Annotated in this window: 6 protein-coding genes; 4 read left to right on the top strand and 2 right to left on the bottom strand. The window is 68.3% G+C overall.

Translation table 11 applies throughout. The features are described 5' to 3' along the window. Positions 1-23: 23 nt before the first annotated feature. A complete protein-coding gene (locus MKAN_RS19625; protein ID WP_023371278.1) occupies positions 24-1,208 on the bottom strand; it encodes an NADH:flavin oxidoreductase in 1,185 nt (394 codons plus the stop codon). 39 nt (positions 1,209-1,247) lie between these two features. On the opposite strand from MKAN_RS19625, the gene MKAN_RS19630 reads away from it, so the two are divergent. Beyond that, a complete protein-coding gene (locus MKAN_RS19630; RefSeq protein ID WP_023371280.1) occupies positions 1,248-2,105 on the top strand; it encodes a bifunctional methylenetetrahydrofolate dehydrogenase/methenyltetrahydrofolate cyclohydrolase in 858 nt (285 codons plus the stop codon). After that, positions 2,102-2,395 carry a DUF3017 domain-containing protein gene (locus MKAN_RS19635; RefSeq protein WP_023371282.1) on the top strand — a complete coding sequence of 98 codons (294 nt, stop codon included), beginning with the start codon at positions 2,102-2,104 and terminating at the stop codon, positions 2,393-2,395. The genes MKAN_RS19630 and MKAN_RS19635 overlap by 4 nt, the downstream gene beginning before the upstream one ends. 24 nt (positions 2,396-2,419) lie before the next feature. Here MKAN_RS19635 and MKAN_RS19640 read toward each other — a convergent pair whose 3' ends face one another. Then, complete coding sequence (locus MKAN_RS19640) at positions 2,420-2,812, bottom strand: DUF732 domain-containing protein (RefSeq protein ID WP_023371284.1); 393 nt, start codon at positions 2,810-2,812, stop codon at positions 2,420-2,422. Between the two features lie 207 nt (positions 2,813-3,019). Here MKAN_RS19640 and MKAN_RS19645 point away from each other — a divergent pair, with 207 nt between their 5' ends. Together MKAN_RS19645 and MKAN_RS19650 are read left to right on the top strand one after the other, a co-directional pair. Then, entirely contained in the window at positions 3,020-4,462 is a 1,443-nt protein-coding gene (locus MKAN_RS19645; protein ID WP_036391037.1) for an FAD-binding oxidoreductase, read from the top strand. A gap of 543 nt (positions 4,463-5,005) precedes the next feature. Further along, positions 5,006-14,749 carry a type I polyketide synthase gene (locus tag MKAN_RS19650; RefSeq protein ID WP_036391040.1) on the top strand — a complete coding sequence of 3,248 codons (9,744 nt, stop codon included), beginning with the start codon at positions 5,006-5,008 and terminating at the stop codon, positions 14,747-14,749.

Consider the following 14,749-nt stretch of genomic DNA (forward strand, 5'->3'; position numbering starts at 1 on the left):
CGCCGCTTTCGCGGCGTGCATCGTCAGCGGTCGGGCGCGCCGGTCACGACGCAGCGGGTGCGGCTGTAGATGGTGGGCATGCACAGGTTGCAATGTGTGCACGCCGAACGCGCCCGCTGCCCTTCGGCGGCGATCCGATTGACCAGGTCGGGCTCGGCCAGCAGCGCGCGGGCCATGGCAACGAAGTCGAATCCCTCGGCCATCGCCAGGTCCATGGTCTCCCGGTTGGTGATGCCGCCCAGCAAGATCAGTGGCATCGACAACTCGGCGCGAAACAGCCGGGCATCGCGCAACAGATAGGCATCGCGGTAGGGGTACTCGCGAAGAAACTTGTGGCCGGTCATCCTGATCCCCCAGCGCAGCGGCGGCTTGAAGGCGCCGGCGAATTCCTTGACCGGCGCGTCGCCGCGGAACAAGTACATGGGGTTGACCAGCGAACTGCCGGCGGTGAGTTCCAGCGCGTCCAGCCCGCCGTCGTCCTGCAGCCACTTCGCCGTGGTCAGCGCTTCCTCGGTCGTGATGCCGCCGCGGATGCCGTCGGCCATGTTGAGCTTGGCGGTCACCGCGATCTGCTGCTGCACGGCGTGGCGAACGGCCAGCACCAATCCGCGGGCGACCTTGGCCCGGTTCTCCAGCGACCCGCCGAACTCGTCGTCGCGCCGGTTGATCAGCGGGGACAGAAACGAGCTCGCCAGATAGTTGTGGCCCAGATGGATTTCGACGGCGTCGAAGCCGGCGTCGACGGCCAGGCGCGCAGCATTGGCGTGCGCGGCGGTCACATCGGCGATGTCGTCGCGGGTCGCCTTCTTGGCGAACCGCATGGCGATCGGGTTGAAGAACCGCACGGGCGCCAGGGCGGTCGCCTTGTTGGACCGGGCGTCGGCCACCGGTCCCGCGTGACCGATCTGGGCGCTGACCGCCGCGCCCTCGGCGTGCACCGCATCGGTGAGCCGGCGCAGCCCCGGCACCGCCTCCGGGCGCATCCACATCCCGTCGCCGCTGGTGCGGCCGCCGGGGGAGACCGCGCAATAGGCGACCGTCGTCATGCCGACCCCGCCCGCGGCCGGCAGCCGGTGGTATTCGATCAGGTCGTCGGTCACCAGCGCGTCGGGCGTGCGTGCCTCGAAGGTTGCGGCCTTGATGACGCGGTTACGCAGCGTCAGCGGACCCAGCTTGGCCGGGCCGAGCACGTCGGGGGCATCGGGCATGTCAGGAGCCTACGCGGCGGACGTGCCAGACTGTCTGCCGTGGGCGCAATCATGCTGGACGGCAAAGCCACCCGAGACGAGATCTTTGTGGACTTGAAGCGGCGGGTGGCGGCTCTGACTTCTTCCGGGTCCGCGTCGGGCCGCCCCCCCGGTTTGGGCACCATCCTGGTCGGTGACGACCCCGGCTCGCACGCCTACGTGCGGGGTAAGCACGCCGACTGCGCCAAGGTCGGCATCACCTCGATTCGCCGCGACCTACCCGCCGACATCAGCACCGCCACGCTCAACGAGACCATCGACGAACTGAACGCCAACTCCGACTGCACCGGCTACATCGTGCAGCTGCCGCTGCCGAAGCATCTGGACGAGAACGCGGCGCTGGAGCGCGTCGACCCGGGCAAGGACGCCGACGGGCTGCATCCCACCAACCTGGGCCGGCTGGTCCTCAACACCCCGGCGCCGCTGCCCTGCACCCCGCGTGGCATCGTGCACCTGCTGCGGCGCTATGACGTCGAGCTGGCCGGGGCGCACGTGGTGGTCATCGGCCGCGGCGTCACGGTCGGCCGCCCGCTCGGCCTGTTGCTCACCCGCCGCTCCGAGAACGCCACGGTGACGTTGTGCCACACCGGAACTCGCGACCTTGCAGCCCTGACCAGGCAAGCCGACATCATCGTCGCGGCCGTCGGGGTTCCGCACATGCTAACCGCGGACATGGTGCGCCCCGGCGCCGCGGTCGTCGACGTCGGAGTCAGCCGCACCGACGACGGACTGGTCGGCGATGTACACCCCGACGTCTGGGAGGTCGCCGGTCACGTGTCGCCCAACCCGGGTGGCGTAGGGCCGCTGACCCGGGCGTTCCTGTTGACCAACGTCGTCGAGCTGGCCGAGCAACGATGACGGCGCGGGCCATCCTTGCGCACACGTTTCGCGCACAGTGGCCGATCCTGCTCGTGGGGCTGATCTTCACGGTGGCGTTCGTGCTGGTGGGGGCGAACTTCTGGCGCCGAGGTGCGCTGCTGATAGGGATCGGTGTGGGTGTGGCGGCCGCGCTGCGGCTGGCGTTGTCCGATGAACTGGCCGGCCTGCTGGTGGTGCGCAGCAAGGGCACGGACTTCACGACCATGGCCGTGGTGGGGGCCGCGATGGTCTATATCGCGTCGACGATCGACCCGCTGGGCACGGGCTAGGGCTTAAAACTGGCCTAAAACGGCCTAAAACCCGGGAATCCCCGGTATCTGCGGCAAACCCGGCAGGTTGCCGGTTGCCACGTCCGTCATCGCCTGCGGGCAATACGTCGAAATGGCGATGCTGGTGAAAATTTGCGCCATCGGCTGGGGCATGCCGGTGCCCGCGGCGACGACGGTCGCTGCCGCAGAGTTGAACGAACCACCCGGCCGCGCCAGCGTCGAGCACACGGAGTGGCCCAAATCCACGGCACTTGCCGGGTCGCCGTAGTTCACGCCGGCGTCGTTGAGCGCGCCGATAAAAGCGTCGTCGATCGTGCCGGCCTCGGCCGGTGCCGCCAGTGCGGCGGCCGCGGTGAGCAGGACTGCCGATCCCGCCAGCAAACGAATCGTGAGTGGCTGATGGCGCCATGTTCTCATGTCAGCTCCCATTCGTATCGGAGCGCACCAGGCCGTTCGGGCACACTCAGGCTTCCCTAGGAACCTTGGTGCACGGCCGTCACGTTTCGAACACGACCGCGTAAAGGTTTGCCGTCGACTGTCAGCACGGGCTCAACGACACGATCGCGTCACACTGTGCCACGACACGTCGCACCTCAACCGGTTTCACCGCGGCGCTGATCGACAATGCGGCCCATGATTTCTCGGCAAGCGTTCCTTCGCGGCGCGGTGGGAGCGCTGGCGACATCGGCGGTATTCGGGCACGTGCGGGCGGCCGCTGATCCGTCCAGCGGTTGGACCGGTCTGGCTTCCTCGATCGGTGGCCGGGTGCTGCTGCCGGACAGCGGGGGCTCGTTCACCTCGGGCAAGCAGATTTTCAACTCGCTCTACAACGGCTCGAACCCGGCGGCGGTGGTCACGGTCACCTCGCAGGCCGACGTCGAGAAGGCCGTCGCGTTCGCGGCCGCCAATAAGCTCAAGATCGCCCCGCGCGGCGGCGGGCATTCCTACATCGGCGCTTCGGCCGCGGCCGGCGCCATGGTGATCGATCTGCGCGGCCTGACCGGCGGCGTGAATTTCGACAGCGCCACCGGAAACGTCACGATGCCGGCCGCGACCGATCTGTATGCGGTGCAGCAGGCGCTGGCCGGCGCCGGCCGCGCGATTCCCACCGGCAGCTGCCCGACCGTCGGCGTGGGCGGCCTGACCCTCGGCGGTGGAATGGGTGCCGATTCCCGCCACGCCGGCCTGACCTGCGACGCGCTGCGATCGGCGACGGTGGTGTTGCCCGGCGGGGAAACGGTCACCGCATCCGCCGACGATCATCCCGACCTGTTCTGGGCGTTGCGGGGCGGCGGGGGCGGCAACTTCGGGGTGACGACGTCGATGACGTTTGCGACCTTCCCGACCGCCGACTCCGACGTGGTGCGCGTCGACTTCGCCCCCTCGTCGGCGGCCCAGGTGCTGACCGGCTGGCAGACCTGGCTGGCGGCAGCCGACCGCAACACCTGGGGCCTGGTCGACATGTCGGTCAGCGCGTCGCAGGCCAATTGCCATGTGCTGGCTACCTGCCCGGCGGGATCCGGGCCCGCGGTGGCCAACGCGATCAAATCCGCAGTCGGCGTTCAACCCACCGGCGTCGAGCACAAGACGCTGAGCCATATGGATCTGGTGATGTATCTGGCCGGCGGCAGCGCGACGAGTTCACCACGGAGCTTCGTGGCCGGGTCCGACGTCATCGGCACAATGAATTCTGCTGCGGCACAGTCGATTGTCGCAGCGCTGGGAAAGTGGCCGCCGGCCTCCGGACGCGCGTCGGTGATCGTGGACACGCTCAGCGGCGCGGTGGGCGACGTCGATCCGAGCGGCTCGGCCTTTCCGTGGCGACGGCAGTCCGCTGTCGCACAGTGGTACGTCGAGACACCCGGCAGCGGGCAGGTTGCCGCTGCCAACAAGTGGATCGGCGCCGCACATCAAGCGGTGCAACAGTTTTCGGTCGGTGCGTACGTCAACTATCTGGAACCCAACACCGCACCGGCGCGATACTTCGGCCCGAACCTCGCGCGGCTGACCGCGATCCGGCAGCGATACGACCCGGGCCAGTTGATGTATTCGGGGATCGTCTTCTAGGCATTCGCCAAACAAGTTGTGCCACTGCAGTTTCAGCCCACGTAAGTGGTCGCGGCGGGCGCGGCATCGCCGACGCCCACGGTGCGCTTGGTTCGCTGGATTCGGTAATGCCGCCACGTAGCTGTGCGACGCGAGTTTTGTTCTGCCTCGGCATCTTTGGGGTGCCGAAGCATCGTGACCAACCGGGGACGGGCTGACCATGAGGCGATCCTTGAAGCGCCATCACTGGCGATAGCGCACTTGCGGCTGATATGCAGGACACCTCGATGATGCTGGTGTGGCCACTGTGACACCCGTGGTCTGGGTTCGGTCACGCCGCCGCCCGCGGAACACCGCGCGGGCGCGATGCTTCGGCCCAAACTCGCGCCCGAGTGGGGCGGGCCGGCTCGGCTCGAATCCGGTGCTCACGCCGAGCGGGGAGTCGACGACCCGTTTTCAGGCTGGTCCGCGGCGCAAGCTCCACACGGTACCCGGTTGAGTGGGTTGTTCTGGGCTGCGTCCGTTCTCCGGACGGCCTGTCTACTCGTCCCCTATCGTTTAGCTGTGCGTGAGAACTCAATTCCCGCAGTGCTGCAGGAACGTGCCAGTTCGCGGCCTAACGAGACAGCTTTCACGTTTGTCGACTACGAGCAGGACCGGGCGGGCGTTGCCGAAAGTCTGACATGGTCGCAGCTGTACCGGCGGACGCGCAACGTCGCACAAGAGCTCAACGCCCGCGGGTCGACCGGCGACCGGGCCGTGATACTGGCGCCGCAAGGACTGGAATACGTCCTGGCGTTTCTGGGCGCATTGCAGGCCGGTCAGATCGCGGTTCCGCTGTCGATGCCGCTGGGTGGCGCCAGCGATGAGCGGGTCAGCGCGGTGCTGCGCGACGCGTACCCGTCGACGATTCTGACGACATCAGCCGTCGCCGGCACCATCGCCGAGTGCGTCAGGTCCGAAGCCGGCGACCGCGGCGCGCCGTCGCTGATCGAGGTTGACCTGCTGGACCTGGACTCCCAGAACGCGCTCGGTGCCGAAGCCCCGAACCTGCCAGACATCGCCTATTTGCAGTACACCTCGGGGTCCACCCGCACGCCGGCGGGAGTTGAGATCTCGCACAAGAACATTCACGTCAACGTCGAGCAAATTCTATCCAGCTTGTATCGGGAGCGCGGCGAGGTTGCTCCGCCGGACACCACAGTCGTGTCGTGGCTGCCGTTCTTCCACGACATGGGTTTGGTCCTGGGAATTGCGATCCCGATTCTGGGCGGATTTGCGGGCGTGCTGACCAGCCCGGCAGCGTTCCTGCAACGACCGGCGCGGTGGATGCAATTGACGGCAAGCAACAGCTCCGTATTCACCGGCGGACCCAACATTGCTTTCGAATTGGCGGCAGCAAAAACGTCAGATGACGACATGGCCGGGCTTGACCTCGGGGACGTGCGCAACATTGTCAGTGGTGCCGAGCGCGTGCAACCCGCGACGCTGCGGCGCTTCGCCAAGCGATTCGCCGCGTTCAATCTCGACCCCAGGGTGTTGCGGCCCTCGTATGGGCTTGCGGAAGCCACGGTGTACGTGGCGAGCCGCGAAAGCGACCAACCACCGCTAGCGGTCAATTTCGAATCCGAGGAACTGACCGCCGGCCGCGCGAAGCGGTGCGCCAGCGGAGACGGCACACCGCTGGTCAGCTACGGCATGCCGCGCTCGCCGATGGTGCGCATCGTCGACCCGGACACCCGTATCGAGTGTCCGGAGGGAACGGTCGGTGAGATCTGGGCACATGGTGACAACGTCTCGACGGGCTATTGGCAGAAACCGCAAGAGACGGAACGGACCTTCGGTGCAACCCTGGTCACACCGTCGGCCGGCACGCCGGAGGGGCCTTGGCTGAGAACCGGAGATCTGGGCGTCGTCTCCGAAGGTGAGCTGTTCATCATCGGCCGCATCAAGGATCTGCTGATCGTGTACGGCCGCAACCACTCTCCCGACGACATCGAGGCGACGATCCAGGAGATCACCGGAGGCCGTTGTGTGGCGATCGCCGTTCCCGACGACGACGGCGTCGAAAAGCTGGTCACCATAGTCGAATTCAAGTCGCGCGGCGACTCCGACGAGGCGATGCACCTGATGAGTGTCGTCAGGCGGGAAATCACCTCCAGGATTTCGAAGTCGCAGGGTCTGAGTGTGGCGGATCTCGTTCTGGTTCCGCCTCATTCGATTCCGCTGACCACAAGCGGCAAGGTCCGGCGACGGGATTGTCTACACCTCTACCTGCGCGATGAGTTCACCCGGCTGGACGGGCAGACCCGCCGGCCGGAAAAGCGCGTGGCCCAGGACAGCGCCACGAGCGCCGCGGCCGACATGACGTTGGCACAACGCCTGCGCACGCTGCGCCGCCAGCAAGACGAACTCCTGCTCGGGATGGTGTGCTCGCAGTCGGCAACCGTCCTGGGCTATCCCAGCCCAGAGGACATCGACCCCGAGTGCGCGTTTCAGGACCTGGGGTTCGACTCGGTGAAAGCCACTGAATTGCTCGACCGCCTCAATACCGTCACCGGGCTGGCATTGCCACCCACCCTGGCTTTCGACTACCCCACCCCGGCCGCGTTGGCTGCCCACCTGGGCCAGCTGCTGAGCGGGTCGGTTGCGGCGGCTGCGCCGGTCCAGCCGCAGGTGGCGACGAACGAGCCGGTAGCAGTGGTGGGGATGGCCTGCCGGTTCCCCGGGGGCGCGGATTCGGCGGCGGCGCTGTGGGATCTGGTGGCCGGCGGCGCCGAGGCGGTGGGGGAGTTTCCCACCGATCGTGGCTGGGATCTGGCGAATTTGTTCGATCCTGATCCCGATGCGGTGGGCAAGACCTACACGCGTGCCGGGGCGTTTCTGGCCGACGCGAGCGGGTTTGACGCCGAGTTTTTCGGGATCTCGGCGCGGGAGGCGCAAACCATGGATCCGCAGCAGCGGCTGCTGCTGGAGGTGTGCTGGGAAGCGTTGGAAACCAGCCGAATTGACCCGGCCGCGTTGGTCGGTTCGGAGACCGGGGTGTTCGTCGGAGCCTGGTCGCAGCAGTACGGCGGGGACGGTTCCGATGGCGCGGAGGGATACGCCATGACCGGGACGTCCACCAGTGTGGCTTCCGGACGGGTGGCTTACGCGCTGGGTTTGCAGGGCCCGGCTATCACCGTGGACACGGCATGTTCGTCGTCGTTGGTGGCCGCGCATCTGGCGTGCCAGTCGCTGCGCAACGGGGAGTGCGGTCTGGCCCTGGCCGGTGGTGTCACGGTGATGACTACGCCGGCAGTGTTCACCGAGTTCTCCCGGCAGCGCGGGCTAGCTGCCGACGGGCGTTGTAAAGCGTTTGCGGCCGCTGCCGACGGCACCGGCTGGGGCGAAGGGGCCGCGGTCCTGGTGCTGGAACGGCTCGGCGACGCACACCGCAACAACCATCCGGTGCTGGCGGTCATCGCGGGATCGGCGATCAACCAAGACGGTGCCTCCAACGGGTTGACCGCGCCCAACGGGCCCGCTCAGCAGCGCGTCATCACCCAGGCCGTGGCCAACGCCGGCATCGGGCTCGACGAGGTCGACGTCGTCGAGGCTCACGGCACCGGCACCACGCTGGGCGACCCGATCGAGGCCGGCGCCCTGATTGCCACCTACGGTGCCGCGCGGGGGCCGGAGCACCCACTGTGGTTGGGATCGATCAAATCCAACATCGGTCACACCCAGGCCGCCGCCGGTGTCGCCGGAATGATCAAAATGATCGCCGCCCTCAACCATGACACGCTGCCGGTGACCCGCAACGTCGATCGCCCCAGCCCGCACATCGACTGGTCGGCCGGCACTGTTCGGCTACTCACCGAAGCGGTGCCCTGGCCGCTCGCCGATCATCCCCGCACCGCGGCGGTGTCCTCGTTCGGGATCAGCGGCACCAACGCCCATCTCATCCTGCGACAAGCCCCCACCCCGGTGGCCGAGCCGGCGCAGCCCCGGCCCGCGGCCGCGCGCACCGAGGACGGTGCTGAGGTCGGGCCGCCCCGACTGCCGCTGTGGCCGGTGTCGGCGCGCACCCGCGCGGCGTTGTGCGCGCAGGCAGACCGGCTGCACCAGTTACTGGTCTGCCATCCCGACCTGGACCTCACCGATGTGGCCTACAGCCTGGCCAGCACCCGAACCCACCACCCGTACCGGGCCGTCGTGACGGTACCGGCCGACAGCACCGATCCCCGGGCTGAGCTGGTGGCGGCACTCGAAGCGTTATCCGCCGATCAACCGCACCCGCAACTCGTCCACAACCACCAACGCGCGACATCGGCGGCCAAAACCGTGTTCGTGTTCCCCGGCCAGGGCGGCCAGTACCCCGGTATGGCCGCCCAGCTCTACGGCCGGCACCCCACTTTCTCCGCCGCGATCGACGAGTGTGATCAGGCCCTGGGTGCCTGCACAGGCTGGTCGGTGCGTGCGGTCCTTCGTGGTGAGCCAGGCGCCCCCTCCCTGGATCGCGTCGATGTGGTCCAGCCGATGTTGTTCGCCGTCATGGTGTCGTTGGCCCGCACCCTGATCAGTTACGGGATCGAACCGGACGCGGTGATCGGGCACTCCCAAGGCGAGATTGCCGCCGCCTACGTCGCCGGGGTGTTCACCCTTGAGCAGGCCGCCAAAATCGTGGCACTGCGCAGCGCAGCCCTCGCGGAGCTATCCGGGGCCGGCGCCATGGCATCGGTGTTGCTGGCCGCTGACGACGTGGACGCGCGACTGCAGTCCTACGGTGACGCGCTGGCGGTTGCCGCGGTCAACGGCCCCACCCACACCATCATCAGCGGCGGTCCCGAAGCGATGGCGCGGTTCATCGCAGATTGCGAAGCCGACAATGTCCAGATCCGTTCCATCACAGTCGATTACGCCTCACACTGCGCTCAGGTCGAACCGTTGCGCGAGCGCCTGCTTGACGAGTTGGCCGGGCTGACCCCGAAACCGGGACGGATCGCGCTGCATTCCACCGTGCACGGCGTCATGTCGGACCAGCCGCTGGACACCACCACCATGACCGCCGACTACTGGTATGCCAATGTGCGTCAACCGGTCCGGTTTTACGACAGCATCAAACATCTGCTGGCCGCTGCTGAGCAGGTGTTTGTGGAAGTATCACCGCATCCGGTGCTGGCCCCGGCGCTCGCCGACATTCTGGCCGGCACCGCGGGGCGTCCGGGCTCGGCGGTCATTCCCACCCTGCACCGCGAGCGCCCCGACCTGGACACCTTGACTGCCACGCTGGCCCGGCTGCATGTTCATGGCCAAAGCCCGGCGTGGCCGGCGCTCTATCCCCACGCCCGACAGGTCGAGCTACCGACGTACCCGTTCCAGCATCACCGGTATTGGCTGACCCCGCGATCCGGCACCGATGCCGCCGGCCTGGGGCTGGATCAACCGCAGCATCCGTTACTCGGGGCGATCACCACATTGGCCGATCGAGACGAGGTGATAGCCACCGGTCGGGTGGTTCTCGGTTCACAGGCCTGGCTTGCTGCCCATCGGGTGGGTGACGTGGTGGTGTTGCCCGCGACGGGGTTTGTCGATCTGGTCCTGGGGGTCGGGGATTACGTGGGATGCCCGGTCATTGACGAGTTGGTGTTGCACACCCCGCTGGTGCTGGCCGAACACACCCCGACCGACATCCAGATCAGTGTGGCCGACGCCGATGGGGCCGGGCGACGCTCGGTCAACGTCCATGCCCGCACCGGCACCGACCATCGGGCCGAGGCCGGTTGGGTGTTGCACGCCAGCGGAACGCTGCGTCCCGGGCAAACCGCTGCCGGTGAACCGCCCGTCCCGGCGTTGCCGGCGACGGCTGTCGATGTGCAGCGTTTCTATCAGCAGCTGGCCGACTGCGGCCTGCACTACGATCCGCCGTTCTGCTCGGTACGCGGGATCGGCCTCCAGCCGGGCGACCCCGACCACATCTACGCGGAAGTGGCCCTGCCTGCCGGGACCGATATCACCGGTTACGGGATGCACCCGGCGTTGCTCGATGCCGCGCTGCACCCGATCGCCGCCGCCCTGGGAGCCGGGGCGGACGCCGAGCCGGCGGTGCTGCGCCTTCCGTTCGTGTTCAGCGGGGTCACGCTGTATGCAACCGCGGCCACCCGGCTTCAGGTGTGGCTGACCCGCACCGGCGACGACACCTTCACCCTGTACGCCAGCGATCCTGCCGGCGCGCCGGTAATCCGCATCGACACGGTCGTCGTTCGGGTCCTGCCCGACATGGCGACTCTGAGCGCCCCCACGACAGCGGCGCCGTCGGTCCCTGGTTTGTGGGAGCTGGCCTGGCCGCCCCTGTCCACCGCTGCTGCCGCAGCGGCCGATCGGCCGCACTGGGAGGTCGTTGCCGAAGATCTCGATGCGCTGTCGACCAGCCTGCGCAACGGCCCGGTACGCCCCGATTTGGACGCGGTGCGGCCATGCCCGCCGGTGGTGTTGTGGTCGTTGGCGGCCCGGCAACGTCCCGGCGATGACGCCGATGCCGTATCGAGCATTCATGGGCTGACCCGACGGGCGCTGGCCGGGCTGCAGGCCTGGTTGGCCCGCCCCGACACATCCGGCACGGCGTTGGTGGTTCTGACGTGTCGCGCGGTGGCGATCAGCCCCTATGACCGGGCGCCGGATCTGGCGCAGGCCGCGGTGTGGGCGCTGCTGCACAGCGCCCACAACGAGTATCCGGGCCGGATCCGGCTGGTCGATACCGACCTCGCCGGCGCCAGTGCCGACACCCTGCTGCATCTGCTGGCCACCTTCGCCGGCACCGGCGGTGAGCCGCAACTGGCGTTGCGTGACGGTGTCGCTCACATTCCCCGGCTGACCCCGGCGCGGGCGTTGACCCCGCCCCCGACGCCCCACTGGCAGCTGATCACCACCGGTCGCGGGGATTTGGCGAACCTGACCCTGGTTCCCACCCCGGCGCCAACGACGTTGGGCCCGGGTCAGATTCGGGTGCAGATCCGCGCCGCCGGCCTGAATTTCCATGACGTGGTGGTCGCCCTGGCGGCGATCAGCGATGAAGGCCTTGGCGCGGAAGCGGCCGGGGTGGTCGTCGACACGGCAGACGACGTCACGGATTTCGCGCCGGGGGATGCGGTGATGGGGCTGTTCCCCAACAACGCGTTCGCCCCCACCGCCACCACCGATCACCGCAGCGTCGTGGCCGTCCCGCCGGGATGGTCCTACCCGCAAGCGGCTTCGGTCCCGGCCGCGTATATCACCGCGTACAGCGTTCTGATCGATATCGCGCAGGTGTCAGCGGGACAGCGGGTGCTCATCCACTCCGCCGCCGGCGGGGTCGGCCAGGCCGCTATCCGCATCGCAGCGCACCTGGGTGCCGAGGTGTTCGCCACCGCTCATCCCGCCAAGCACCACATCCTGCGCGGGCTGGGCATACCCGAGGATCACATCGCCTCTTCGCGCACCCTGGACTTCGGTGACACCTTCGCCGCAGCCGGCGGCGGGCGCGGCATGGACGTGGTGTTGAACAGTCTCCGCGGCGAATTCGTGGACGCGTCGCTGCACCTGGTGGCCCCGGGCGGGCGCTTTGTCGAGATCGGTAAGACCGACATCCGGTCAGCCGCCGACGTCGCACAGACTCATCCCGGCCTGAGCTATCACGCCTACGACCTGAGCGCGGCCACCCCCGAACAGGTGCAACACGCCTGGGCCGGGGTGCGCGAGTTGATCAGCGGCGGGGTGATCGCGCCCCTGCCGGTGACGCGCTACGGGCTGCTGCGCGCCCCCCAGGCGTTCCGCGACATGAGCCAGGCCCGCCACACCGGCAAAATCGTGCTCACCCCGCCCGCGGTGCTCGACCCGCAGGGCACGGTGTTGATCACCGGGGGCACCGGCATGCTCGGCGGGCTGTTCGCCGAACACCTGATCACCGGTTACGGTGCGCGCCGGCTGTTGTTGACCTCGCGGCGCGGCGCCAGCACGCCCGAAGCGGTCGAGCTCGCCCAGCGCCTGCAGGGTCTGGGTGCCGATGTCACGATCAGCGCCTGCGACTGTGCCAACCCGAGCGAGCTGGCCGCCCTGATCGGCTCGATTCCCGCCGAACACCCGTTGACCGCGGTCATCCACGCCGCCGGAGTGCTCGATGACGCGGTGACCAGCCAGCTCACCGCGCAACAGCTCGACAACGTGCTGGCCGCCAAAGCCGACAGTGCCTGGTATCTGCACCAACTCACCGCCAACACCGAGCTGGCCGCGTTCGTGTTGTTCTCCTCGGCCGCGGGTGTCCTGGGCGCCCCGGGACAGGCCAACTACGCGGCCGCCAACGCCGTCCTCGACGCACTGGCCCGTGAACGGCCGGCGGCCATCAGTCTGGCCTGGGGGTATTGGCAGCCGTCCTCCGGGATGACCGGGGACCTGGACACGCGTGATCGCACCCGTCTGACCCGCAGCGGGATGGTCCCGATCACCGCCGGCCAGGGTTTGGCCCTGTTCGATGCCGCCCTTTCCCAGCAGCACCCCAATCTGATCCCCGCCCCGCTCGGCACCCGGGCGTTGTCGGCGTTGGCCCGGGAAAACAGCCTGCCTCCGATCCTGTCCGCGCTGGTCACCGCCCGGCCTCAGGCCGCCGCGGCCGACTCCCGCGCGCTGGCGGCCCGGCTGGCCGGGCTGGCCCCCGAGCGACAACACGACATGCTGGCCAACCTGGTCATCACCGCCACCGCGGCGGTGCTGGCACATCCGGACCCGGCGGCGATGGATCCCGAGCAGCCGTTCAAAGATCTCGGCATCGACTCGCTCAGTGCGCTGGAGCTGCGCAACACCCTGTCGGCCCAAACCGGGGTGGCCTTGCCGGCCACCGTCACCTTCGACCACCCCAGCCCCGCGATGCTCGCCGCCCACCTCGCCGACCTGCTGCGCGTCACCGCTGTGCCCGCGGGTCCGGCGGCCGAGGTCGCCACGGGTGACGCCGAGCCGGTGGACAATCGGCTCGCGTACCTGGATCAAGCCGCGTTCCTGGGGCTGCGGGCAGGACACGTGTCGCTGCTGCAGGTGACATGGATCTACGACCGTGCCGTCGACCTTGACGGGTTGCGGCGTTTTCACCGCAATCTCGGACGCGGGTTGTTGGGGCGCAGAATCGAAAGATCGCCGGTACCGTTCGCGCGTGATCACTGGGTGTTGGCGCCGGCGCCGGCGGAGATTGACTTCGTCGCGACGCCGCGGCGGCGCAGCGATGTGGGCGCGTGGGTCGACGAGCGGGCGCGCCGACCCGTCGATCCGGAGTGGGGGCCGGCCTGGCATCTCGGGGTGTTGCCGCTCGAGGACGGCGGGACGGCGATAAGTCTGGTGGCCTCGCATGCGGTGGTCGACGCGATCGCTTTCGGCCAGGCGATAGTCGACGCGGCCGAGGGCAGGACGCGAGATCTGGGTTATCTGCCCGCGGGATCGCGCACCCTCAGGCGGGCGCTGCGAGCGGATCTCCGGCAAACCGTCGAGGAACTGCCCGACGTATTGCACGCTGTGGGTGGCGTGGTTCGAAGGCTTCGGCGTGATCGCGAGGAGTTCCGGTCATCGATCAAAGCGGCGCCGCCGTCCCCGAGGACGGCCGGCGGCGACCAGACCGTGGCGGTTCCCGCCGTGACCGCATGTATCGACCTGGCGGAGTGGGATGCTTGTGCGAAAAGACTTGGCGCGAACAGCAACTCACTTGTGGGCGGGGTGGCCTGCAGGCTCGCGGTGCGGGCCGGACGGGTTCAGGGCGACGGAACGGTCACCCTACGATTCGTGGTGTCGCTTCGGACCGAAGGCGACACCCGCGGCAATGCGCTGACCGCTGTCGACGTCGCCGTCGACCCCGAGCACGCGGCGAGGAACCTCGGGGAGATGCACGCCAAGATCACTCGAGCGGTCCTCGAAGCGATGGAGGATTCCGACAACGAGTTGCTGGCACCGCTGCCGCTGGCCGCGGTGACGCCGACGTGGGTGGCCAGGAGGCTCCTCGGGATGGCGGCGGGTGGTCCCGGCCTTCCCGTCACGTGCTCCAATGTCGGTGATCTGCCCCCGGCCGCCAACCGGCCCGACGGCACCGATGCCGACTCGGCGTACATGCGACAGATCGAGCCCAATATCACCAGGAACGAACTCGAGGGCACGGGCGGACGAATGCTGCTGAGTTCGGGGCGCAGCCGCGGGAAGATGCGCATCGGAGTCTCTGCTTATCTTGTCGGGCGCTCGAATACCAAAGATGAGCTGCGGGAGCTGGTGTCGCGTACGTTGGCGGAATTCGATCTGAACGCCGAGATCGATTGCTAG

Origin of the sequence: Mycobacterium kansasii ATCC 12478 (assembly GCF_000157895.3) — a bacterium.
GTDB classification, from domain to species: Bacteria; Actinomycetota; Actinomycetes; order Mycobacteriales; family Mycobacteriaceae; genus Mycobacterium; species Mycobacterium kansasii.